The sequence below is a fragment of the Leifsonia sp. NPDC056824 genome (genome assembly GCF_042789575.1).
Taxonomy (GTDB): Bacteria; Actinomycetota; Actinomycetes; order Actinomycetales; family Microbacteriaceae; genus Leifsonia.
This window is the reverse complement of record NZ_JBHUAV010000005.1, coordinates 29,295-53,279: the sequence shown is the minus strand read 5'-3', so window position 1 is coordinate 53,279 and position 23,985 is coordinate 29,295. Positions and strand designations below refer to the sequence as shown.

Genomic DNA, 23,985 nt, shown 5'->3' with positions numbered 1-23,985 from the left:
GCGGCCGGCGACGGGTCAGTCCTCGAAGCCGAGGGCCCGCGAGATGATCATGAGCTGGACCTCGGTCGTGCCCTCGCCGATCTCCAGGATCTTCGAGTCGCGGTAGTGGCGGGCGACCGGGTTCTCGTTCATGAAGCCGTAGCCGCCGAAGATCTGGGTCGCGTCGCGGGCGTTGTCCATCGCGGCCTCGCTGCCGACGAGCTTGGCGATGGAGGCCTCCATCTTGAAGGGGACGCCGGCCATCAGCTTGAACGCGGCGTCGTAGTACGCGAGGCGAGCCGCGTGCACCCGGGCCTGCATCCGCGCGATCTTGAAGGCGATGTACTGGTTGGAGCCGATCGACCGGCCGAATACATTGCGCGACTTCGCGTAGCGCATGGCCTCCTCCAGGCAGCCCTGCGCGGCGCCCGTGCAGAGGGCGGCGAAGGCGACCCGGCCCTCGTCGAGGGTCTGGAGGAAGTTGGCATAGCCGCGGCCGCGCTCGCCCAGGAGGTTGGCCTCCGGAACGTGCACGTCGGTGAGCGTCAGCGGGTGGGTGTCGGAGGTGTGCCAGCCGACCTTGTCGTAGACCGGCTCTGCCACGAAGCCGGGCGTGCCGGTCGGGACGATGATCGCCGAGAGCTCCTTCTTGATGGAGCCGTCCGCGCGCCGCTCCTCGCCGGTCACGGCGGTGATGGTGACGAGCTTGGTGATCTCCGAGCCGGAGTTGGTGATGAACTGCTTGGTGCCGTTCAGGACCCACTCGCCGTCGCGCAGGACCGCCGTGGTCTTGGTGCCACCGGCGTCCGAGCCGGCGTCGGCCTCGGTCAGCCCGAACCCGGCGAGCGCCTCGCCGCGGGCCAGCATCGGCAGCCACTCCTGCTTCTGCTCCTCGGTGCCGCCTCGGAAGATCGGCATCGCGCCGAGGCCGACACCGGCCTCCAGTGTCACGCCGATGGACTGGTCCACCCGGCCGAGCTGCTCGACCGCGAGGCAGAGCGAGAGGTAGTCCTTGCCCTGGCCGCCGTACTCGACGGGGAACGGGAGGCCGAAGAGTCCCATCCGGCCCATCTCGGCGATGATCCCGTACGGGAGGCTGCGCTTGGTGTCGTACTCGTACGCGGCGGGCGCGACGACGGTGTCGGCGAAGTCGCGCACCTCGTCGCGGAGGCGGCGCTGCTCGTCGGTGAGCTCGAAGCCGGCGACGGCGAGGTCGGGGCTGGACATCATGGTCATCGGAGATTCCTGTCTGTTGTGGTGACGGTCCCTGCCGCGGCGTGCTCGCCGTGGGATGCGGGGGCCGATTCTGTCGGCTCTGGGGTGTCCGCCGGGGTCGGCGGGACGTTCGATGTTGTGACGGCGTCCGGTGTGGTGACGGCGTCGTCCGGCTCCGGCGCGTCGACGACGGCCACGAGCTGGTCGAGCTTCACAAGGTCGCCGGGCGAGACCTTCACGGTCACGGTTCCCGCGATGGGGGCGAGGAGGCGGTGCTCCATCTTCATGGCCTCCACGACCGCCACGGTGTCGCCGGCCGCGACCTCCACGCCGGACGCGACCGGCACGGCCACGACGGTGCCCGGCATGGGCGAGCGCACCTCGGGATGCGCGGCCGCCTCGCCCCGCTCCCGGGCGGCGAGCGCCGCGGCCAGCCGCTCGGCGGGCGTGCGCAGCCGCAGGGCGCGCGAGCGGCCCCCGTGCGCGAGCCAGACGGCGCCGCCGTCGCGGGCCGCGTCGAAGCGGGTGACCATGCCGTCGAGGTCGAGCACGACGGAGTCCGGCTCGCCGGCCGCTCCGGGCTGCACCGCGATCCGGGCGGTGTGCTCGTGCATTTCGCCGTCGGGTCCGGTCAGGGTCACCCGGTCGCCGTCCACCTGAATGGCCGACCCGTCCACGTCGTAGCGGACGGGTCGCGCCGAGCCGAGCCGCCAGCCGCTGGGCGCGCCCCACAGCGCGCCGACCCCGCCGGGGGTCGCGGTCTCCCGCTGCAGGTGCGCCAGCAGCGCCGCGGCGGCGAGCTCGGCGGTGGAGGCCGGGACCGGCTCCAGTGCGGAGAAGCGCCGGTCGATCAGCGTGGTGTCCATGCTGCCCGCGCGGACGTCCTCGTCGGCCAGGAGGTCGCGCACCCAGGCGATGTTGGTCACGAGACCCAGCACGGCGGTGCCGGCGAGGGCGCGGTCGAGCCGGGCCAATGCGCCTGCACGGTCGGGCGCCCAGGCGATGACCTTCGCGAGCATCGGGTCGTAGTCGGTGACGACGCGCATCCCCGCCTCGAGGCCGCTGTCCACCCGGATGCCCTCGCCCGCCGGCTCGCGCAGCGCGAGCACCGTGCCGTCACCGGGCAGGAACTCGCGCTCCGGGTTCTCCGCGTACACGCGCGCCTCGACGGCGTGGCCGGAGAGCCGGATGTCGTCCTGCACGAAAGCCAACGGCTCCCCCGCGGCGACGCGGAGCTGCCACTCGACCAGGTCGACGCCCGTCACCAGCTCGGTGACCGGGTGCTCGACCTGCAGGCGGGTGTTCATCTCCATGAAGAAGAACTCGTCCGGTCGCGCGGCGGAGACCAGGAACTCGACCGTTCCGGCCCCCACGTAGCCGACGCTCGCCGCGACCCGGCAGGCGGCCTCGCCGATGCGTGAGCGCGTCGCCGCGTCGAGCAGGGGCGACGGCGCCTCCTCGACGACCTTCTGGTGGCGGCGCTGCAGGGAGCACTCGCGCTCGCCGAGGTGGACTACCGCGCCGTGCCGGTCGGCGATGATCTGCACCTCGATGTGCCGCGGCGACTCCACCAGGCGCTCCAGGAAAAGCGTGTCGTCGCCGAAGGCCGAGGCCGCGACGCGACGGGCTGCACGCAGCGCCTCGGGGAGGTCGGCGGCGGCGTGGACCGCCTGCATCCCCTTCCCGCCGCCGCCCGCGGAGGGCTTGACCAGCACGGGGTAGCCGATGTTCTCGGCCGCCGCGACGAGCTCGTCGTCGCCGAGTCCGGGCTCCGCGATGCCGGGGATGGTCGGCACACCGGAGCGGCCGACCTCCTGCTTGGCGGAGATCTTGTCGCCCATGACCTCCAGCGCGTGCACGCCGGGGCCGACGAACACGATGCCGGCGGCCTCGCAGGCGTCGGCGAGCGCGGCGTTCTCGGAGAGGAAGCCGTAGCCGGGGTGCACCGCCGCGGCGCCGGTGCGGCGCGCGGCGTCGACGATGGCCTCGACGGAGAGGTAGCTGTCGCGCGCCGGCGCGGGTCCGATGCGGACGGCCGTGTCGGCGAGCCGGACGTGCGGGGCGTCGCGGTCGGCGTCGCTGAAGACGGCCACCGAGCGGATGCCGAGGCGGCGCAGCGTGCGGATGACGCGGCAGGCGATCTCGCCGCGGTTGGCCACCAGCACGGACTCGAACGGAACAGAGGAGTAGTCGGTCATCGTCGTCACATCCGGAAGAGGCCGAAGGCCGTGTCGGGCAGCGGGGCGCGGGAGCAGACGTCGAGCGCCAGCCCCAGCACGATGCGGGTGTCGGCGGGGTCGATCACGCCGTCGTCCCACAGCCGGGCGGTGGAGTAGTAGGGGTTGCCCTGGTCCTCGTACTGCGCGGTGATCGGCGCCCGGAAGGCCGCCTCGTCTTCGGCGCTCCACTCCTCGCCGCGCGCGTCGAGCTGGTCGCGCTTGACGGTGGCGAGCACGCTGGCCGCCTGCTGGCCGCCCATGACGGAGATGCGGGAGGCCGGCCACATCCAGAGGAACCGGGGCGAGTACGCCCGGCCGCACATCGAGTAGTTGCCCGCACCGAAGGAGCCGCCGATCACGACGGTGAGCTTGGGCACCCGGGTGGTGGCGACCGCGGTCACCATCTTGGCCCCGTTCTTGGCGATGCCGCCCGCCTCGTAGTCGCGGCCGACCATGAAGCCGGAGATGTTCTGCAGGAAGACGAGCGGAATCCCGCGCTGGTCGCACAGCTCGATGAAGTGCGCGCCCTTGAGCGCCGACTCGCTGAACAGCACGCCGTTGTTGGCGACGATCCCGACCGGGTGGCCGTGGATGTGCGCGAAGCCGGTCACCAGCGTGGTGCCGTAGTCCGGCTTGAACTCGCTGAACTCCCCCGCGTCCACCAGGCGGCCGATGACCTCGTGCACGTCGTAGGGCGCCTGCACGTCGACGGGGACGACGTCGTAGAGCTCCTCCTGGTCGGCGATGGCGGCGCGGGTGGCCAGCACCTCCCACGCCGGCGCGGCGGGCTGCGGGAGGGTGGCGACGATCTCGCGGACGATCCCGAGCGCGTGCTCGTCGTCCTCCGCCAGGTGGTCGACCACGCCGGAGGTGCGGGCGTGCAGGTCGCCGCCGCCGAGCTCCTCCGCCGTCACGATCTCGCCGATGGCGGCCTTCACCAGCGGAGGGCCGCCGAGGAAGATGGTGCCCTGGTTGCGGACGATGACCGTCTCGTCGCTCATGGCCGGGACGTACGCGCCGCCGGCGGTGCACGAGCCGAGCACCGCGGCGATCTGCGGGATCTTCGCCGCCGACAGCCGGGACTGGTTGTAGAAGATGCGGCCGAAGTGGTCGCGGTCGGGGAAGACCTCGTCCTGCATCGGCAGGAACGCGCCGCCCGAGTCGACCAGGTAGACGCAGGGGAGGCGGTTCTCCAGCGCGATCTCCTGCGCGCGCAGGTGCTTCTTGACGGTCATCGGGTAGTACGTGCCGCCCTTCACCGTCGCGTCGTTGCAGACGATCATGACGTGGCGGCCCTCGACCAGGCCGATGCCGGCGATGACGCCGGCGGCCGGGCTCTCGTCGCCGTACATCCCGGTCGCGGCCAGCGGGGCGATCTCGAGAAAGGGGCTGCCCTCGTCGAGCAGCGCGTCGATGCGGTCGCGCGGCAGCAGCTTGCCGCGGGCGACGTGGCGCTCGCGGGCGCGCTCCGGGCCGCCGGCCGCGGCGACGGCCAGGCGCTCGCGGAGGTCGGCCACCAGCGCGCGCTGGGCGGCGCCGTTCCCCGCCGGCGCGCTCGCGCCCGCGGTGGTGCTCTGGTCGGGCATCGTGCTCAGGGCAGGCATCGTGCTCCCGTGTCCTCGTCGACATGAGTTAGTGGTCACTAACTCGAATTTAGGTTAGTGTTCATTAACCCGAATGTCCAGCCCGCACTGGAGAGTCCTAGAGAGATGACCGAGACCGTCCCGGCCGACCCGCTCGCGCGGCCGACCCAGCGCAGTCAGGCGAAGGCCGACCGGCGCGCGGCGCTGCTGGAGGCCGCGGCAGGCAAATTCGCCGAGCGCGGCTTCAACGGCGTCTCGATCGAAGACCTGGGCGCCGCCGCCGGCGTCAGCGGCCCCGCCGTCTACCGGCACTTCGCGTCCAAGCAGGCCGTGCTCGCCGCCCTCCTGGTCGGGGTCAGCGAGAACCTCCTCGACGGCGGCGCCGCCGTCGTGCGGGAGGCCGCCGACCCCGCAGGCGCGCTGCACGGGCTGATCGCGTTCCATGTGAACTTCGCGCTCACCGAGGCCGACACCATCCGCGTGCAGGACCGCGACCTCGACGCCCTCGCCCCCGAGGACCGCCGCGCGGTGCGCACCCTGCAGCGCCGCTACATCGAGCTGTGGATGCGCGTGCTCGGCGAGCTGCACCCGTCGCTCGCCGCCGACGAACTGCGCGTGCGCGTGCAGGCGACCTTCGGGCTCATCAACTCCACGCCGCACTCAGCGCGCGCCGGCGCAGCCCACACCACCGACGCCTCGGTGCGCCCGGTGCTCGAACGGATGGCCTGGTCGGCGCTGACCTCCCGCTGACACCGCGCTCGCCTCCCTGACCTCGGGACGACCCGAACCGCCTCTTCGGTACGACACCCGCGTCGGCTAGAGTCCGAACACGCGCCGGGCGACGCCCCCGGCGGATTCGACGGGAGGCGACGTGGGCGACGACACCCCCCGGCTGAGGTTGCACCACCGTGTGCTGCGGACGCTCGGAGTCATCCTCGCCGTGATGCTCGTCCTCGTCCTCCTCGCGGGCGGCCTCGCGGTGTGGACGGTCACCCTCTCGTTCCCGCAGACCTCCGGCTCGCTGCACCTCAACGGCCTGAGCGCTCCGGTGACCGTGACGCGCGACTCCGCCGGCGTCCCGCAGATCACCGCGCGCACCGCCGACGACCTCTTCCGGGCGCAGGGTTACGTGCACGCCCAGGACCGGTTCTGGGAGATGGACTTCCGCCGCCATGTCACCTCCGGCCGGCTCTCCGAGCTGTTCGGCGCGAGCCAGCTCCCCACCGACACCTTCATCCGCACGCTCGGCTGGAAGGACGTCGCCGAGCAGGAGGTGAAGCAACTCGACAAGACCTCGCTGCGCTACTACCAGGACTATGCCGACGGCGTGAACGCGTACCTGAACACGCACTCCGGCCCGCAGCTGTCGCTGGAGTACGCGATCCTCGGCATCCAGAACCCGGACTACCACCCGGAGCAGTGGACGCCGGTCGACTCGGTCTCCTGGCTCAAGGCGATGGCCTGGGACCTCCGCTCCAACCTGGAGGACGAGATCGACCGGGCGCTGCTGGCCACCAAGCTGACGCCCCAGCAGATCGCCGAGCTGCATCCCGCCTACGACTACAGCGCGCACCCGACGATCACGGCGCTCGGCGGCGGCACCCCGGCCACGACGACCCCGGACGCCGCCCCGGCCGGCTCGAAGGCGCCGGCCTCCTCCGCGGCCGGCGATGCGGACGCGACGGCCGCGCTCGCCGCTGTGCCCGCCGCCCAGTACCAGAACCGGCTGGAGCAGGTGGCGTCGAGCCTCGACGCCCTCCCGACCCTGATGGGCCCGGCCGGCGACGACATCGGCTCGAACTCCTGGGTCGTCTCCGGAGCGCACACCGCGACGGGGAAGCCGTTGCTCGCCAACGACCCGCACCTCGGCGCGGTGATGCCCTCGGTCTGGTACCAGGTCGGCCTGCACTGCGCGGTCGTCGACGCGCAGTGCCCGTTCGACGTCGCGGGCTTCAGCTTCTCCGGGCTCCCCGGCGTGATCATCGGCCACAACGACCGCATCGCGTGGGGGTTCACCAACCTCGGGCCGGACGTGGCCGACCTCTACGTCGAGAAGGTCACCGGCAACACCTACGAGTACGACGGCGCGCAGGTGCCGCTGACCATCCGGCACGAGACGATCCACGTCGCGGGAGGCCCCGATGAGCGGATCACGATCCGCTCGACCCGGCACGGCCCGATCATCACCGACCTCAGCGACGGCTACGGCGTCATCGCGAAGGACCAGGCCGGCAAGCTCGGCGTCCCCGCGCAGGAGTTCCAGCTCTCGCTGGAGTGGACCGCGCTCACGCCCGGGCCGACCGCCGGGGCGATCTTCGCCTTCGACACCGCGCACGACTGGGCGAGCTTCCGGGCCGCCGCGGCGTCGTTCCAGGTGCCGTCGCAGAACCTCATCTACGCCGACGTGGACGGCAACATCGGCTACCAGGCGCCCGGACTCATCCCGGTGCGCGCGAAAGGCGACGGGACCATCCCCGTTCCCGGCTGGACCAGCGCGTACGGCTGGGTAGGGACCATCCCCTACGACCAGCTCCCGAGCGTGCTGAACCCGCCGAGCGGGTACATCGTGACGGCCAACAACGCCGCCGCCGGCCCGCAGTTCCCCGCGATGATCACGCAGGACTGGGACGCCGGCTACCGCGCGAACCAGATCCAGCTGCGCCTCACGAAACTGCTGGACGCGGGCCACACGGTGACGTCGAAGGACATGTCCGCCATCCAGGCCGACACGTACGACGCCAACGCGGCGACGCTCACCCCCCTGCTCATCGCGGTCGGCGCGAAGGCGGATCCGGCCTCCGGCGTCGCCAAGGCCGCGGCGCTGCTGCGCGGCTGGAACTACCACGACGACGGCGACAGCGCCGCCGCGGCCTACTTCGCGGTGTTCTGGAAGAACCTGCTCGCCGACGCGTTCGGGCGCAAGCTCCCGGCCGACGCACCCCCGGCCGGCGGCGACCGGTGGTTCCAGGTCGTCCAGGCCCTCGTGAAGCAGCCGGACTCGGCGTGGTGGGCGGACAGCCGGCTCGGCACGCTCGACCGGGACGACATGATCGAGTACGCGGCGAACCAGGCCTGGAAGGAGACCGAGAGTTCCCTCGGCGGCGACCCGAAGAGCTGGCGCTGGGACTCCCTGCACACCCTGGAGCTCACCAACGCGTCGTTCGGGTCGTCCGGCGTCGCGCCGATCGAGTGGCTGTTCAACCGCGGGCCGTACCCGGTGGGCGGCGGCTCGAGCGTCGTGGACGCGACCGGCTGGGACGCCTCCGACGGCTATAAGGTCGACCGGGCGCCGTCGATGAGGATGGTGGTCGATCTCTCCGACTTCGACCGCAGCACCTGGATCAACCTCACCGGCGCATCAGGGCACGCGTTCGACTCCCACTACGCCGACCAGGCCCCCCTCTGGGCCTCCGGCCGCACGCGCCCGTGGCCCTTCACCGCCCCAGCAACCGACGCCGCCGCCACCCAAACCCTCACCCTCACCCCCTGAACACCGCCGAGGGGCACGTCGTTGTCACTTCTCGGCGTGAAAAGTGACAACGACGTGCCCCTCGGTGGAAGGCTAGGCGCGGGTCAGCGGGTGCTGGGCCAGGTGCGCTCGGCGTCGCCGACGTAGAGCTGCTGCGGGCGGCCGATCTTGGTGCTCGGGTCCTGCGTCATCTCGCGCCAGTGGGCGATCCAGCCCGGGAGGCGGCCGATGGCGAACAGGACGGTGAACATCCGGGTCGGGAAGCCCATCGCTTTGTAGATCACGCCGGTGTAGAAGTCGACGTTCGGGTAGAGGCGGCGGTCGACGAAGTACTGGTCGGCGAGCGCGACCTCCTCGAGCTCCTTGGCGATGTCGAGCAGCGGGTCGTGCACGCCGAGCGCGGCGAGCACCTCGTCGGCGGACTGCTTGACGAGCCGGGCGCGCGGGTCGAAGTTCTTGTAGACGCGGTGCCCGAAGCCCATCAGCTTGACGCCGGACTCCTTGTTCTTGACCCGCTCGACGAACTTTTGGACGCTCTCGCCGGAGTCGCGGATGTCCGCGAGCATCTGCAGGACGGCCTCGTTGGCGCCGCCGTGCAGCGGGCCGTAGAGGGCGTTGATGCCGGCCGAGACCGAGGCGAACAGGTTCGCCTGGGTGGAGCCGACGAGGCGGACGGTCGACGTGGAGGCGTTCTGCTCGTGGTCCTCGTGCAGGATCAGCAGGCGCTCCAGCGCGCGCGAGAGCACGGGGTTCACCTCGTACGGCTCGGCCATCGTGCCGAAGTTGAGCCGCAGGAAGTTGTCCACGAAGCTCAGCGAGTTGTCCGGGTAGATGAACGCCTGGCCGATGCTCTTCTTGTGCGCGTAGGCCGCGATCACGGGAAGCTTGGCGAGGAGGCGGATGGTGGAGAGCTCCACCTGCTCCGGGTCACTGACGCTGAGCGAGTCCTGGTAGAAGGTCGACAGGGCGGACACCGCGCTGGAGAGCACCGACATCGGGTGCGCGTCGTGCGGGAGGGCGCTGAAGAAGCGGCGGAGGTCCTCGTGCAGCAGCGTGTGGCGGCGGATGCGCTCGTCGAAGTCGGCCAGCTCGGCCGGCGTCGGCAGCTCGCCGTGGATGAGCAGCCAGGCGACCTCGAGGAACGTCGAGTTCTCGGCGACCTGCTCGATCGGGTAGCCGCGGTAGCGCAGGATCCCCGCGTCGCCGTCGATGTAGGTGATGGCCGAACGCGTGGCGGCGGTGTTGACGAAGCCGTAGTCGAGGCTGGTGAGCCCGGTCTGCCGGGTCAGGCTGGAGAGGTCGATGCTCGACGCGCCCTGCGTGCTCGGCAGGATCGGGAACTCCGCCACGCCGCCGGGGTAGCTCAGCCGGGCGGTGGCCGCCTCCTGGGCGGGGCCGCGCTGCTCCGCCTGCGGCTGCGCGGCAGTCCGATCGGTGCCGGCCTGCTCGGTGCCGAGTCCGCTCACAACGCCTCCTGAGTGGGTTTGGGATGCTTCGCGTGCCGATCGTGTCGACCACGCAGTGAAGCCGTGCTCGTACAGCCTAGCCAACCCACGCGACAACTGTGGCATCGGGCAAAGGCTGCGGAGGCCCTTTAGAGGGTGTCTCCAAACGCGCGCAACCGGGAGGCCGCGGCGCCGATCCGCTCGTCCGTCGCCGTGAGCGAGAGGCGGACGTGCTCCGGATAGTGGTCGCCGTAGAAGACACCGGGACCGGCCAGGATGCCGAGGTCCGCCAGCCGCCCGATGCTCTCCCAGGCGTCGCGCCCCTCTGTCGCCCAGAGGTAGAGCCCGGCCTCGCTGCGGTCGACGCGGAAGCCCGCGGCCTCCAGCGCCGGCTTCAGCAGCTCCCGCCGCGCCCGGTAGCGACCGCGCTGCTCCGCGACGTGCGCGTCGTCGCCGAGCGCGACGACCATCGCGGCCTGCAGCGGCGACGGCAGCATGAGCCCGGCGTGCTTGCGCACCGTGGTGAGGCGCGCGATCAGCGCGCGGTCGCCCGCGACGAACGCGGCCCGGTAGCCGGCGAGGTTGGACTGCTTGCTCAGCGAGTAGACGGCCAGCACGCCGCTGCGGTCGCCGCCGACCACGCGCGGGTCGAGCACGCTGGGGGTCGGTGCGGCATCCCACGGCGCGTCCCAGCCGAGCTCGGCGTAGCACTCGTCGCCCGCGACGACTGCGCCCAGCTCGCGGGCCCGCGTCACGGCCGCCCGCAGCTCCTCCACCGACAGCACGCGGCCGTCGGGGTTGCCCGGGCTGTTGAGCCAGACCAGGCGGGTGTTCTCCGGCCACTCCGCGGGGTCGTCGCTCGCCACGGCCTCCGCGCCGGCGAACGCCGCGCCGATCGCGTAGGTCGGGTACGCGGCGCGGGGGTGCACGACGGCGTCCCCCTCGCCGAGGCCGAGGAAGAAGGGCAGGAAGGCGACGAGCTCCTTGGAGCCGATGGTCGGGAGGACGTCCTCCGGCGCGAGGCCGGGCACGCCGCGGCGACGCGCGAACCACGCGGCGATCGCCTCGCGCAGCGCGGGTGTGCCGACGGTCTGCGGGTAGGCGTGCGCGTCGGTCGCGTGCGCGAGCGCGTCGCGGATCAGCGCGGGCGTCGGGTCGACCGGCGATCCGATCGAGAGGTCCACGATCCCGGAGGCGTCGCCGAACGGCACTGCTTCACGGGCACGCGCCGCGTACGGCGCCATCAGGTCCCAGGGGTAGTCGGGCAGGGCCCCGAGCGCCACGTCAGTGCGCCTGTGGCGGCAGGGCGACGATGAGCGGGTGATCCTTCGCGATCACGCCGACCTTGGCCGCGCCGCCCGGCGAGCCGATGTCGTCGAAGAACTCCACGTTGGCCTTGTAGTAGTCGGCCCACTCCTCGGGGAGGTCGTCCTCGTAGTAGATCGCCTCGACCGGGCAGACCGGCTCGCAGGCGCCGCAGTCGACGCACTCGTCGGGGTGGATGTACAGCGAGCGCTCGCCCTCGTAGATGCAGTCGACGGGGCACTCGTCGATGCAGGCGCGGTCTTTCACATCGACGCACGGGAGGGCGATGACGTAGGTCACTGTTGTTCGGATTCCCTTCGGACGGCGGGTGGCTGTCCCTCTAGCTTAGGCCGTTCCGGTCCGGCCCGCCGCCCGCTTCACATCCGGCCAGGAGACGACGACGGCGGCGATGAGGATCGGCCCGACCAGCCAGATCTGCCCCAGCAGGTTGTTCGGGATGAGCACGGAGCCACCCGCGCTCTGCTGGGTGAAAACCAGGATGACGGCGATCGCGCCGAGCGCTGCGCACAGCGCGGGCCAGCGGGAGTGGCCGAGCAGCCGCAAGCCCACCAGCAGCGCGGTGAAGCAGAGCAGCGAGCCGATCAGCCCGAGCGGGATCGTGACGCCCCAGGTGACGGTGAGCTGGTGCGCGACCGTGCCGATCCCGCCGATCACCGCTCCCGCGACGACCAGGAGGACGGCGTTGACGATCCGGCTCAGCATGCTCGAATCCTAACTGGACACGGCAGCCGGACGTGTTCTAGAGTCGAGCAGGTAAGGTTAGCCTTACCAACATTCCCCACCTCCACTCGAAGGTCCTCTGTGCTCGCGAACTATCTGATCGGCCTCCGCGAAGGCCTCGAAATGGCGCTCATCGTCACCATCCTCGTCGCGTACGTGGTCAAGATCGGACGGAACGACGTCCTCTCGAAACTGTGGATCGGCGTCGGCGTCGCGCTCGTCGTCCCGCTCGGGATCGGGGCGCTGCTCACCTGGGGCCCCTACGGACTCAGCTTCGAGGCGCAGGAGATCGTCGGAGGGACGCTGTCCCTGATCGCGGTCGGCTTCGTCACCTGGATGATCTTCTGGATGGGCAAGACCGCCCGCAGCATGAAGTCCACCCTCCAGAACCGGCTCGACTCCGCGCTCGTCGGCGCGGGCTGGGGCGTCGTGATCCTCGCCATGCTGAGCGTGGGCCGCGAAGGCATCGAGACGGCGCTCTTCGTCTGGGCGACGGTCGCCAGCATCGGCGGCGGCTGGGAGCCGGTCATCGGCGCGGTCCTCGGCCTCGTCACGGCGGCGGTGCTGGGCTTCCTTCTCTACCGCGGCATGGTCAAGATCAACCTCGGGTCGTTCTTCACCTGGACCGGGGCGTTCCTCATCCTCGTCGCGGGCGGCGTGCTCGCCTACGGTATCGGCGACCTGCAGGAGGCGGGTGTGATCCCCGGCGCCGGCATCCACGCCTACGACATCAGCGGCCTCATCCCGTCGTCGAGCTGGTACGGCACCGCGCTCGCGGGCATCCTCAACTTCAACCCGTCGCCGACCTGGCCGCAGGTCGTCGCCTGGGCCGGCTACATCGTGGTCGTGACGTTCTTCTACGTGCGGCAGCACCGGGCGTCGCACGCGCGACCGGCCGCCACCGCGGCTCCGTCCGCCCCCGCGCCACGGACGCCCGTCCACTCCTGATCCGCGGTCCCGCCGCCGCGCGGGCCACCACAGCATCCACCAGAGCAGAAAGCACAGCACCGCCATGCCCCGACACCGTCAGCTCGGCACGATCGCCGGCACCCTGGCCGCCGCCGCGGCCGTCGCGCTCGCCCTCACCGGCTGCGTCCCGAACAAGGCCGTCGCCGAGGCGGAGGCCATCCAGGTCACGCTGACAGACACCGCGTGCACCGTGAAGACGGCGACGGCGCCCGCCGGCCCGATCACCTTCCAGGTCACCAACACCGGCAGCGACGTCAACGAGTTCGAGGTGCTCGCGCAGGACAAGCTGCGGATCGCGGGCGAGAAGGAGAACATCGGCCCGGGCACGACGGTCAACTACGTCGTCCAGCTCGCCGAGGGCAGCTACTTCACCGCGTGCCGCAAGGGGATGGTCGGCAACCCGACCTCTGTCGCGAAGTTCACCGTCACCAAGGGCTCCGGCGACACGAAGTCCGTCAGCGAGAGCACGCAGGTCGCGCAGGCTGTGACCAACTACGTCTCCTACGTCAAGGACCAGGCCGGGGAGCTCCTCACGTCGACCAAGGCGTTCGCGGCGGCCTACGAGGCCGGCGACGACGCGGCGGCCCGCGCCCAGTACCCCGTCGCGCGCTCCTACTACGAGCGGATCGAGCCGACCGCCGAGCAGTTCGGCGACATCGACCCGGCCCTCGACCTCCGCGAGGCCGACCTGGAGCAGGGCCAGGAGTGGACCGGTTGGCACCGCATCGAGAAGGACCTGTGGGCGCCCGCCGGGTTCACGGCCTCCGACGCCGCCGGCCGGAAGACCCTCGGCGACCGGCTCGTCGCCGACACCCAGCGGCTGTACGACCTCGTCCACGCCAAGGACTTCGGCCTCACGCTCGACCAGATCTCCAACGGCGCCGCCAGCCTGATGGAGGAGGTCTCGCGCAGCAAGATCACCGGCGAGGAGGAGATCTTCTCGCACACCGATCTGTGGGACTTCAAGGCCAACGTGGAGGGCGCGGAGGTCGCCTACGGCAACGTGCGCGCGATCCTGCTGGAGAAGGGCGCGACCGGGAAGGCCACGGCGAAGACGCTCGACGCAGAGTTCGCGACGATCGACACGCTCCTCGCCCAGTACACGGAGGGCGCCGGGTTCGTGAGCTACACGCAGCTCACGACCTCGCAGGTCAAGGAGCTGTCCGACTCGGTCAACGCCCTGAGCGAGCCGCTCAGCCGGCTCACCTCGATCCTGGTCAAGTAGCGGTGGCCGACGACACGACCTCACGCCCCGGCCTGTCCCGGCGCGGGATGCTCGGCCTCGCGGGCGCCGCCGTCGGCGCCGGCGTCGTCGGGTTCGGTGCCGGTGCGGCCGTGGGCCACGCGGTCGCCTCCTCCCCCGACAGCGCGACCTACCCGTTCTACGGCGCGAACCAGGCCGGCATCGTCACGCCCGCCCAGGACCGGCTCCACTTCGCCGCGTTCGACGTGGCGGCCGGGCTCGACCGGGACGGGCTGATCGAGCTGCTGCAGGACTGGACCGTCGCGGCGGCCCGGATGACGCAGGGCAAGCCGGCCGGAAAGTACGGCCCCGCCTCCGGCCCGTCCGACGCTCCCCCGGACGACACCGGCGAGGCGCTCGACCTCCCGCCCGGCGGCCTCACGCTCACGTTCGGCTTCGGCCCGACACTGTTCACGGCCGCCGACGGCGCCGACCGGTTCGGGATCGCAGGCAAGCGCCCGGCCGCGCTGGTCGACCTCCCGCACTTCCCCGGCGACGGGCTGCTCGACAGCCTCACCGGCGGCGACCTGTGCGTGCAGGCGTGCAGCGAGGACCCGCAGGTGGCCGTGCACGCCATCCGCAACCTGTCCCGCATCGCGTTCGGCCGGGCCGCCATCCGCTGGTCGCAGCTCGGCTTCGGCCGCACCTCATCCACCTCGCGCAGCCAGACCACGGCCCGCAACCTGTTCGGCTTCAAAGACGGCACCGCGAACATCAAGGCGGAGGACTCCTCGATCGTGGCCGACCAGGTCTGGGCCGACCGCGGCGACGGCGCGGCGTGGATGCACGGCGGCTCGTACCTGGTGGCGCGGAAGATCCGCATGGTCATCGAGACCTGGGACCGCCAGCAGCTCGGCGAGCAGGAGCGCATCGTCGGGCGGGACAAGGGCGAGGGAGCGCCGCTCTCGGGCGGCACCGAGTTCAGCGAGCCGAACTTCCTCGCGCTGTCACCGGCCGGCGGCACCAAGATCGACCCCGACTCGCACGTCCGCCTCGCGCATCCCTCGATGAACGGGGGCGCGCAGCTGCTGCGCCGCGGCTACAACTTCGTGGACGGCAACGACGACCTGGGGCGCCTGAACGCCGGGCTGTTCTTCATCGCGTTCCAGCGCGACCCGCGCACGCAGTTCATCCCCATCCAGAACCGGCTCGCGAAGAACGACCTCATGAACGAGTACCTCAAGCACGTCGGCTCCGCCGTGTTCGCGGTGCCGCCCGGCGCCCGCGAGGGCTCCTACGTCGGCGCCGGGCTCTTCGCCTGACAACATTCCCCACGAATCGTCGGAATTTCCCCGACGACATTCGTGCCGAATCGCCGAAATGCGCGCGCTTTTCGCGACATTCGTCACGAATCGCAGAAGCGGCGCTGGTCACGACATTCGGCACGAATCGCGCGATTGGCGGCGCTTTTCGCGACATTCGGCACGAATCGTGGAGGGGGTTACGGCGTCGAAGTCGGGGTCGGGGTGTCGACGGCCGCGCGCGATACCGAGTAGTTGGCCACCCAGCCGTTGCTGCCGGCGTCGCTGACGACGACGAGGACGCCGAACTCGCTGTTGGAGAACGTCCCGGTGCCACCACCGTCGGGCCCCTGGGCGCCGAAGCCGCCGTCGAAGCCCGCGTCCGCGAGCTGCTTCGCGATGTCCTGGTACGCCTTCGCGTCCGGCACCTTGATCGTCACGTTCCAGACCTTGCCGTGGCCGCTTCCGACGCCGGCGCCGAAGACGACGGCGCCCTTCGCGAGCGGCACGGCCTTCGGGAAGTCGGACGGAACCTTGTTCCCGCCCAGATCCACGTTGCCGCCGGTGACGTTCTTCACGACGGTCTGGAAGCTGCAGCCCGCGAGCGCCGGCGCGACCCCCACGAAGAGGAGGGCCGCGACCGGGAGCGCGAGCAGGCGGGAGCGTCTCATGAGTCGATTATGCGCGTCGCCGACCCGAGGGTGGCGCTTACGCGTCCTGGCGCTTGAGGCGCGACGCGGCGCGACCGCGGGCGGTCGCGTCGAGCTCCACCTTGCGGATGCGCACGGCCTCCGGGGTGACCTCCACGCACTCGTCCTCGCGGGCGAACTCCAGGCACTCCTCCAGCGTGAGCTGGCGGGACGGCGTCATCGACTCGAAGTTGTCGGCCGTCGACTGACGCATGTTGGTCAGCTTCTTCTCCTTGGTGATGTTCACGTCCATGTCGTCGGCGCGCGAGTTCTCGCCGATGACCATGCCCTCGTAGACCTCCTCGGTGGGGTTCACGAAGAAGGTCATCCGCTCCTGGAGCGCGATGATGGCGAACGGGGTGACCACGCCGGAGCGGTCGGCCACGATCGAGCCGTTGCTGCGGGTGATGATCTGCCCGGCCCACTCGTCGTAGCCGTGCGAGATCGCGTTCGCGATGCCGGTGCCGCGGCTGATGGTGAGGAACTCGGTGCGGAAGCCGATCAGGCCGCGCGAGGGGACGATGAACTCCATGCGCACCCAGCCGGTGCCATGGTTCGACATGTTCTCCATGCGGCCCTTGCGCGCCGCCAGGAGCTGGGTGATCGCGCCGAGGTACTCCTCCGGCACGTCGATGGTCAGGTGCTCGAACGGCTCGTGCGTCTTGCCGTCCACCTTCTTGGTGACCACCTGCGGCTTGCCGACCGTCAGCTCGTAGCCTTCGCGGCGCATCTGCTCGACCAGGATGGCCAGCGCCAGCTCGCCGCGGCCCTGCACCTCCCACGCGTCGGGGCGGCCGATGTCGAGCACGCGCAGCGACACGTTACCGATCAGCTCGCGGTCGAGGCGGTCCTTGACCATGCGCGCGGTGAGCTTGTGGCCCTTGACCTTGCCCACGAGCGGGGAGGTGTTGGTGCCGATCGTCATCGAGATCGCTGGGTCGTCGACGTGGATGAGCGGCAGCGGGCGGATGTCGTCCGGGTCGGCCAGTGTGTCGCCGATCATGATGTCGGCGAAGCCCGCCACGGCGACGATGTCGCCGGGGCCGGCGCTCTCGGCCGGGTAGCGGTCGAGGGCCTTGGTGATCATCAGCTCGGTCACGCGCACGTTGTGCACGTCGCCGTCGTGACGCACCCAGGCGACGGTCTGGCCCTTGCGCAGCGTGCCGTTGAAGATGCGCAGCAGCGCCAGGCGGCCGAGGAACGGCGACGCGTCGAGGTTGGTGACGTGCGCCTGGAGCGGAGCCTCCGGGTCGTAGGTCGGCGCCGGGATGTGCTCGAGGATGGCCTCGAAGAGCGGCTCGAGGTCGCCGTTGTCCGGCAGCTCGCCGTTCTCGGGCTTGTTCAGGCTCGCGGCGCCGTTGCGCCCGGAGGCGTAGACGACGGGGACGTCGAGGATCGCGTCGAGGTCGAGGTCCGGCACGTCGTCGGCGAGGTCGCTCGCGAGACCGAGCAGGAGGTCCTGGCTCTCGTGCACGACCTCGTCGATGCGGGCGTCCGGACGGTCGGTCTTGTTGACCAGCAGGATGACGGGGAGCTTGGCCTCCAGCGCCTTGCGCAGCACGAAGCGCGTCTGCGGCAGCGGGCCCTCGGACGCGTCCACCAGCAGGACGACGCCGTCGACCATCGACAGGCCGCGCTCGACCTCGCCGCCGAAGTCGGCGTGACCCGGGGTGTCGATCACGTTGATGGTGATCGGGCCGTCGGCGGCGTGCTTGCCCTTGTAGGAGATCGCCGTGTTCTTGGCGAGGATCGTGATGCCCTTCTCACGCTCCAGCTCGTTGGAGTCCATGGCACGCTCTTCGACGTGCTCGTGGTCGCCGAACGAGTTGGTCTGCCGCAGCATGGCGTCGACCAGCGTGGTCTTGCCGTGGTCGACGTGGGCGACGATCGCGACATTGCGCAGATCGTCGCGGTGGGCGACGGCGTTCTCGGACATGCGTGAGGGCTCGACTCTCGTCAGAAGGAAGAAGGGGAACGGTCCATTCTATCCCAGCGGCCGGGCGCCTCCGTTTACGGCCGATGACCGAGCGGGATGGCCGCACCGGGCACGGCGTCGAGCAGGGCGCGCGTGTACTCCTCACGCGGCGAACCGAACACCTCCGCCGTCGTGCCCTGCTCCACCAGCCGGCCCGCCCGCATCACGCAGACGTCGTCCGCGATCCGGCGCACCACCCCGAGGTCGTGCGTGATGAACAGGTAGGTCAGCGCCAGGTCGTCCTGCAGTTCGGCGAGGAGGTCGAGCACCTGCGCCTGGACCAGAACGTCGAGCGCCGACACCGCCTCGTCGAGCACGACGATGCCGGGGTTCAGCGCCAGCGCCCGGGCGATGGCGACGCGCTGGCGCTGGCCGCCGGAGAGCTCGTTCGGGTAGCGCGCGGCGAACGCGGCGGGCAGTGCCACGCGGTCCAGCAGCTCGGCGACGCGCCGCCGACGGGAGGCCCGGTCGCCGACCCGGTGCACGGCGAGCGGTTCCGCGATGCTGGCGCCGACGCTGCGGAGCGGGTCGAGCGACCCGTACGGGTCCTGGAACACCGGCTGCATCCGGCGGCGGAGGGCGAAGACCTCCCTGGCGTTCAGGGCGCCGGTGTCCCGGCCGTCGATCGCGACGCGGCCGCTGGTCGGCTCCTCCAGACGCAGGATCAGCTTCGCGACCGTGGACTTGCCGGAGCCGGACTCGCCGACGAGGGCGGTCGTGGTGCCCGTCGGCACGGCGAAGCTCACGTCATCCACGGCCGTGAGGGAGGACGATCGGAGGCCGCCGCTGCGCACCGGGTAGACCTTGGTGAGCCCGTTGACCTCGATCGCCGGGGTCGCCTCCGCAGCCGCCGCCAGACGCCGGTCCGTGGTGCGCAGCGGCCCCGCGGCGACGATCGGCGCGGCCTCCACCAGCCTGTGCGTGTACGGGTGCGCAGGACGCTGAAGCACCTCGCGGCTCGGCCCGGCCTCCACGACCCGGCCCTGGTGCATCACCACGACCCGATCGGCGCGCTCGGCCGCGAGCCCGAGGTCGTGCGTGATCAGGAGCACGGTGGTGCCGAGCTCCCGCGTGAGCGTGCCGAGGTGGTCCAGGATGCCGCGCTGCACCGTCACGTCGAGGGCGGAGGTGGGCTCGTCGGCGATCAGGAGCTTCGGGTCGCCGGAGAGGCCGATCCCGATCAACGCGCGCTGGCGCATCCCGCCGGAGAACTGGTGCGGGTACTGCTTCAGCCGGCTGCCCGCGTCGGCTAAGCCTGCCCGCTCGAGTACCTCGATCGCCTTCGCGCGCACCGCACGGCGGCCTCTGGCGACGCCGTTCGCCCGGATGGCCTCCTCCACCTGGAATCCCACGCTCCAGACCGGGTTCAGGCTCGACATCGGGTCCTGCGGCACGAAGCCGATCTCCCGTCCGCGCACGGACTCCAGCTCCCTGCGGCCCAGCGTCGTGAGTTCCACGCCGTCGAGCACGATCGATCCGCCGAGGACGCGGCCGGCGCCGGGCAGGAGCCCGATGATCGCGTGCGCGGTCGTGGACTTGCCCGAGCCGGACTCCCCCACGATCGCGACCGTCTCCCCGCGACGGATGGTCAGGTCCACGCCGTCGACCGCGGTGGTGACGCCGCCGCGCGAAGGGAATCCCACGCGGAGGCCCGAGACCACCAGGAGCGGGCTCGCGTCGGTCTGCGTGGATGCTGCGCTCACCGGCGTGACCTCGCCTTCGGGTCGAGCGCGTCCCTGACCGCCTCGCCGAGCATGATGAAGCTCAGCACGGTGACCGAGAGCGCCAGGGATGGATAGATGAGCGTCTGCGGGGCCGTCCGAAGGTCGTTCTGCGCTTGGCTGATGTCGTTGCCCCACGACATCACGTCGCTCGGCAGTCCGACGCCGAGGAACGACAAGGTCGCCTCCGCGACGATCGAGCCCGCGAGCGACAGCGTGGTCACGACGATGACCGGCGCGAGCGCGTTGGGCAGCACATGGCGCAGCATGATGCGGAAGCGGGACAGTCCGATCGCCGTCGCGGCCAGCACATGGTCGGCCGTCCTGACGCGGAGCACCTCCGCCCGGAGCACCCGCGCGGTCGCTGGCCAGGCGAAGACCCCGATGGCGAGCGAGATGACCCAGACGCTGGCGAACTTCGCGAACACCGACATGATCACCACAGCCGCCAGGATGTACGGGATCGAGAAGAAGATGTCGCCGACGCGCGACAGCACAGTGTCGATCCAGCCTCCGTAGTAGCCGGCCAGCGCTCCGAACACGACGCCGAGGATCGCCATGAGCGTGGTCGACAGCACACCGACCGAGAGCGACGTCCCCGTGCCGTGGACGATGCGCGAGTAGATGTCGCAGCCCTGCTTGGTGAACCCGAGCGGGTGCCCGGGCGCCGGTCCGCCGTTGCTGTTGCCCAGCAGGCAGTCGTTGTTCGGCGCGGCCTGCGCGAAGAGTCCCGGGAACAGGGCAACGGCGGTGATCAGCGCGATGAGGACGACCGAGCACCAGAACATCGGCCGCCGGCGCAGGTCGTCCCAGGCGTCCGACCAGAGCGTGGCGGCCCGGGCCGACGGCTCGTCACGACGCATGGCGAATCCTCGGGTCGAGCACGGCGTAGAGGAGGTCGACGAGCAGGGTGACGACGAGATAGAGCAGCACCATGACCGTCACGAACGAGACCACGGTCGGCCCCTCCCCGCGGATGATCGCCTGGTAGAGCGTGCGCCCGACGCCGGGGACGTTGAAGATGCCCTCCGTCACCGTCGCCCCGACGAGCATCACGCCGAAGTCCGCCGCGAGGAACGTGACCACCGGGATGAGCGAGTTGCGCAGCACATGGACCGGCACGATCCGGCGACGGGCCAGCCCTTTGGCCGCTGCGACCCGGACGAAGTCCATCCCGTTCGTGTCGATGACGGACGAACGGGTCAGCCGCACGATCTGGGCGACGCTGATCGCCGCCATCGCCAGCGCCGGGAGGACGAGGTCCTGCAGCGGCGCCCCCGGTCCGGCGGTCGGCCGCGCCCAGCCGAGCCAGATCCCGAACACGTACTGGAGGACGAACGCGATCACGAAGATGGGGGCCGAGATGAGCAGCAGGCCCACCACGAGCGCGCTCGCGTCGAAGAGCCGGCCCTTCCGCAGGCCGCTCACGAGCCCGACCGCGATGCCGACCACCATCTCGATCGCGAGCGCGAGCAGCGCGAGCCGCAGCGTGACCGGGAACGTGCGCGCCAGGATCTCGCGCACCGGCTCGCCGGAGAACGACGTGCCGAAGTCTCCGCGGAGGATGCCGCCGAGGTAGTTCAGGTACTGGACGAGGAACGGCTGGTCGAGGAGGTACCGGCTGCGCAGCTCCGCGAGCACCGCCGGGCTCGGCGCCCGGTCGCCGAACAGGGCGACGATGGGGTCCCCCGGCATGGCGAACACCATGAAGTAGATGAGCAGCGTCGTGCCCAGTAGGACCGGGACGGCCTGGAGGAGGCGGAAGCCGAGGAAGCGGATCATCGGCGCTACGGCGCGGAGTGCTTGGTGACCTGCTCGTAGAGCGGCACGGAGTTCCACCCGAACGTGACGTGCTCGACCGAGGCGCTGTAGCCGCCGGTGACGTTCTGATACCAGAGCGGGATCGCCGGCAGATCGCGCAGCAGGAGCTCCTGCGCGGCACGGAACTCGGCGTTGGCGGCCTCCACGTCCGGCTCGGCGAGCCCCTTCGCGAGCAGGGCGTCGAACTCCGGGTTCGCGTACCCGGAGTCGTTGGACAGCGCGCCCGTCCCGTACACCGGCCGGAGGAAGGTGAGCAGTCCCGGGTAGTCGCCCTGCCAGCCCTGGCGGAACGCCGAGTCGATGGTGTGATCGGTGACCGCGGTGCGCAGCAAGGCGAACGTCGGCGAGGCCTCACCCTTCGCGTCGATCCCGAGAGTGTTCTTGAGGTTGTTCGCGACCGCATCCACCCAGCCCTGGTGGCCGCCGTCGGCGTTGTAGGCGATCGTGAACGTCCCCGTCCACGGCGAGAGCGTGTCCGCGTCGGCCCAGAGCTGCTTGGCCTTCTTCGCGTCGTGGTCGAGCACGCCGGAGCCGTCGAGCCTCCCGGACCAGCCGGGGATCGCCGGCGACGTGAAGTCCTTGGCCGGGGTCCGCGTGCCGTCGAAGATGACCTTCGTGATCTGCGGCCGGTCGATCGCCAGCGAGAGGGCCTGACGACGCAGCCTCCCCTCCTCGCCCGCGAAGTGCACGATCCGCTCCGGGATGGCGATGTTCTGGAACACCGCGGCAGGCTGGTTGATCGCCCGGCCGTCGAGGTCCTTCTCGAAGGTCGCGATCGCCGCGTCGGGGATCGCGTCCAGGACGTCGAGCGTCCCCGACCTCAGGTCGGCGTACGCGGAGTCCAGCGAGGCGTAGAACACGAAGCGGAGCCCGCCGTTCTTCGCCTTCCGCGGGCCGGTATAGCCGGGGTTCACCGCGAGGTCGATGCTCTCGTCGTGCTTCCAGGTCTTCGCGCTCGCCAGTTTGTATGGACCGTTCCCGATCGGGTGCGCGCCGAAGGCCGCCATGTCGTCGAAGGCGATGCTGGGCAGCGGATAGAACGCGGAGAAGCCGAGCCGCAGCGGGAAGTCGGACACGGGGGTCTTCAGGTCGAGCGTGAACTCCGTGTCGCTGACGACGGTGAGGCCGGTCAGCTCGCTGTCCGTCTCGGCGGAGAAGCCCTCGATGTCCTCGAAGAACGAGTTCAGGAGCTGCGCGTTGCTCTTCTTCGCCCCGTAGTTCCAGGCGTCCACGAACGACCGGGAAGTGACCTTCTCGCCGTTGCTGAAGGTGCGGTCGCCGTTAATCGTGATGGTGAAGTGCTGCGAGTCGCTCGTCTCGATCGACCGGGCGACATCGTTCACCGGCTTCCCGTCGGCCTGGTAGGCGAGCAGCCCGGAGAACACGGCGTCGATGATCTTGCCCCCACCGGTCTCGTTCGTGTTGGTCGGGACGAGCGGATTCTGCGGCTCGCTGCCGTTCGCGACGACGATGGCGGTCGTGTCCGCCTTCGACGCGGTGTCGGGGCTGCTGCAGGCGGTGAGCACGAGCGATCCCGCCGCAGCCAGAGCAGCGAGCGAACGGCCGAGAAGTCTGATGGACACGAATTCCTCCTGAGCGGGTCGACTTCAGACCATATGGTCTCCGCGCTGGAGTTGCAAGTTCTTCTGGTTACATTGAAATTCCTGATTCAACCCGTTACGATCACTACCGTGCGAACCACAATTCCCTTCCTCAGATCCGCAGCGTTCAGTGCAATGGCGCTCGCGGCCCTGTCGGTAGGGTTCCCCGGCGCCCCCGGTGCCGCATCCCCCGAGCGGTCCGAAAGGACCTCTGTCAGCGAGAGGCAGACGGCGGGATGCGGCGCGGGGGTCGTCGAAGTGTCGTGGCAGAGCGACTCAGCCGTTCGTCTCACGGTCTACGAGAACAACACCGCGGGCGCGAGAGCCACGGTGGAGGTTCCGGCATCTCCCGGCGAGCACTCGTACGCCAGCGCACACCACACGCTGACCTGGGCGTTCGTGGACGATCACGGCGAACCGGTCCCGGTCGTCAGTCACGGCCGCTGTGCGACGTATCACTAACGAAGGGAATCCCTCCAACACGGCGTGGTCGCAGGACACTCTTGTTCGCCAGGTCACGGCGAACGGTTCGTACTCGTACAACAGCGGGAAGAGCACGCTGAACTGGGGCTTCGGAGTATCGTCGGGCAACGTGAGCAGCTACACCGAGAAGTGCGTCGCCTTCAACCGCTAGCAGAATGAAAGTGGGGCGCGGCGGGCGACGCGGCCCCCAGCCGCACAACAGCCCTAAAGCCCCCGCGCCCCCCGCGGGGCCGGCGGGGGGGGGGGGGCCGCGGGGTGCGGCCCGCCCGCGGCCGGGGGCATGTAG

General features: G+C 70.7%; 19 protein-coding genes. 6 read left to right on the top strand and 13 right to left on the bottom strand.

What is annotated here, in order from left to right:
• Nucleotides 1–15: 15 nt before the first annotated feature.
• Genes ACFRFH_RS17215 through ACFRFH_RS17205 form a run of 3 tightly spaced genes read right to left on the bottom strand, consistent with a single transcriptional unit; the run spans nucleotide 16 to nucleotide 4,999 of the window.
• Nucleotides 16–1,209 (bottom strand): acyl-CoA dehydrogenase family protein, encoded by a 1,194-nt coding sequence (locus ACFRFH_RS17215; RefSeq protein ID WP_382464402.1) that lies wholly within the window; start codon nucleotides 1,207–1,209, stop codon nucleotides 16–18.
• Nucleotides 1,210–1,211: 2 nt separating this feature from the next.
• Nucleotides 1,212–3,392 carry a biotin carboxylase N-terminal domain-containing protein gene (locus tag ACFRFH_RS17210; protein ID WP_382464222.1) on the bottom strand — a complete coding sequence of 727 codons (2,181 nt, stop codon included), beginning with the start codon at nucleotides 3,390–3,392 and terminating at the stop codon, nucleotides 1,212–1,214.
• Nucleotides 3,393–3,397: 5 nt separating this feature from the next.
• Entirely contained in the window at nucleotides 3,398–4,999 is a 1,602-nt protein-coding gene (locus ACFRFH_RS17205) for a carboxyl transferase domain-containing protein (RefSeq protein ID WP_382464401.1), read from the bottom strand.
• A gap of 123 nt (nucleotides 5,000–5,122) precedes the next feature.
• Between ACFRFH_RS17205 and ACFRFH_RS17200 the strand changes: the two genes are divergently transcribed.
• Both ACFRFH_RS17200 and ACFRFH_RS17195 read left to right on the top strand, forming a co-directional pair.
• Complete coding sequence (locus ACFRFH_RS17200) at nucleotides 5,123–5,746, top strand: TetR/AcrR family transcriptional regulator (RefSeq protein WP_382464221.1); 624 nt, start codon at nucleotides 5,123–5,125, stop codon at nucleotides 5,744–5,746.
• A 121-nt stretch (nucleotides 5,747–5,867) separates the two neighbouring features.
• Complete coding sequence (locus tag ACFRFH_RS17195) at nucleotides 5,868–8,486, top strand: penicillin acylase family protein (RefSeq protein ID WP_382464220.1); 2,619 nt, start codon at nucleotides 5,868–5,870, stop codon at nucleotides 8,484–8,486.
• 83 nt (nucleotides 8,487–8,569) lie between these two features.
• On the opposite strand, the gene ACFRFH_RS17190 is transcribed toward ACFRFH_RS17195, so the two are convergent.
• The 4 genes from ACFRFH_RS17190 to ACFRFH_RS17175 form a co-directional block, all read right to left on the bottom strand.
• Nucleotides 8,570–9,832: a citrate synthase gene (locus ACFRFH_RS17190; RefSeq protein WP_382464400.1), complete on the bottom strand. Its 1,263-nt coding sequence runs from the start codon at nucleotides 9,830–9,832 to the stop codon at nucleotides 8,570–8,572.
• A gap of 227 nt (nucleotides 9,833–10,059) precedes the next feature.
• Nucleotides 10,060–11,193: a succinyldiaminopimelate transaminase gene (gene dapC / locus ACFRFH_RS17185; protein ID WP_382464219.1), complete on the bottom strand. Its 1,134-nt coding sequence runs from the start codon at nucleotides 11,191–11,193 to the stop codon at nucleotides 10,060–10,062.
• A gap of 1 nt (nucleotide 11,194) precedes the next feature.
• Nucleotides 11,195–11,515, bottom strand: a complete 321-nt coding sequence (gene fdxA, locus ACFRFH_RS17180; protein WP_382459791.1) for a ferredoxin — start codon at nucleotides 11,513–11,515, stop codon at nucleotides 11,195–11,197.
• Between the two features lie 45 nt (nucleotides 11,516–11,560).
• Nucleotides 11,561–11,938, bottom strand: a complete 378-nt coding sequence (locus tag ACFRFH_RS17175; protein ID WP_382464218.1) for a hypothetical protein — start codon at nucleotides 11,936–11,938, stop codon at nucleotides 11,561–11,563.
• 99 nt (nucleotides 11,939–12,037) lie between these two features.
• Between ACFRFH_RS17175 and efeU the strand changes: the two genes are divergently transcribed.
• From efeU to efeB, 3 genes are all read left to right on the top strand, one after another.
• On the top strand, nucleotides 12,038–12,904 hold the full coding sequence (gene efeU / locus ACFRFH_RS17170) for an iron uptake transporter permease EfeU (protein WP_382464217.1): 867 nt from the start codon (nucleotides 12,038–12,040) through the stop codon (nucleotides 12,902–12,904).
• 64 nt (nucleotides 12,905–12,968) lie between these two features.
• A complete protein-coding gene (gene efeO, locus ACFRFH_RS17165) occupies nucleotides 12,969–14,150 on the top strand; it encodes an iron uptake system protein EfeO (protein WP_382464216.1) in 1,182 nt (393 codons plus the stop codon).
• Nucleotides 14,151–14,152: 2 nt separating this feature from the next.
• Complete coding sequence (gene efeB, locus ACFRFH_RS17160) at nucleotides 14,153–15,430, top strand: iron uptake transporter deferrochelatase/peroxidase subunit (RefSeq protein ID WP_382464215.1); 1,278 nt, start codon at nucleotides 14,153–14,155, stop codon at nucleotides 15,428–15,430.
• 179 nt (nucleotides 15,431–15,609) lie between these two features.
• On the opposite strand, the gene ACFRFH_RS17155 is transcribed toward efeB, so the two are convergent.
• The 6 genes from ACFRFH_RS17155 to ACFRFH_RS17130 all read right to left on the bottom strand — a co-directional run bounded on the left by ACFRFH_RS17155 (nucleotide 15,610) and on the right by ACFRFH_RS17130 (nucleotide 23,198).
• Nucleotides 15,610–16,080: a hypothetical protein gene (locus tag ACFRFH_RS17155; protein WP_382464214.1), complete on the bottom strand. Its 471-nt coding sequence runs from the start codon at nucleotides 16,078–16,080 to the stop codon at nucleotides 15,610–15,612.
• A 37-nt stretch (nucleotides 16,081–16,117) separates the two neighbouring features.
• A complete protein-coding gene (gene typA / locus ACFRFH_RS17150; RefSeq protein ID WP_382464213.1) occupies nucleotides 16,118–18,034 on the bottom strand; it encodes a translational GTPase TypA in 1,917 nt (638 codons plus the stop codon).
• A 74-nt stretch (nucleotides 18,035–18,108) separates the two neighbouring features.
• The gene (locus ACFRFH_RS17145; RefSeq protein ID WP_382464212.1) at nucleotides 18,109–19,776 is read right to left on the bottom strand and encodes a dipeptide ABC transporter ATP-binding protein; all 1,668 of its coding nucleotides are present in this window, start codon (nucleotides 19,774–19,776) and stop codon (nucleotides 18,109–18,111) included.
• A complete protein-coding gene (locus ACFRFH_RS17140) occupies nucleotides 19,773–20,657 on the bottom strand; it encodes an ABC transporter permease (protein ID WP_382464211.1) in 885 nt (294 codons plus the stop codon). The genes ACFRFH_RS17145 and ACFRFH_RS17140 overlap by 4 nt, the downstream gene beginning before the upstream one ends.
• Complete coding sequence (locus ACFRFH_RS17135) at nucleotides 20,647–21,576, bottom strand: ABC transporter permease (protein WP_382464210.1); 930 nt, start codon at nucleotides 21,574–21,576, stop codon at nucleotides 20,647–20,649. Before ACFRFH_RS17135 ends, ACFRFH_RS17140 begins: the two co-directional genes overlap by 11 nt.
• A gap of 5 nt (nucleotides 21,577–21,581) precedes the next feature.
• Entirely contained in the window at nucleotides 21,582–23,198 is a 1,617-nt protein-coding gene (locus ACFRFH_RS17130) for an ABC transporter substrate-binding protein (RefSeq protein WP_382464209.1), read from the bottom strand.
• Between the two features lie 463 nt (nucleotides 23,199–23,661).
• Here ACFRFH_RS17130 and ACFRFH_RS17125 point away from each other — a divergent pair, with 463 nt between their 5' ends.
• On the top strand, nucleotides 23,662–23,850 hold the full coding sequence (locus ACFRFH_RS17125; protein WP_382464208.1) for a hypothetical protein: 189 nt from the start codon (nucleotides 23,662–23,664) through the stop codon (nucleotides 23,848–23,850).
• The last annotated feature ends 135 nt before the right edge of the window (nucleotides 23,851–23,985 follow it).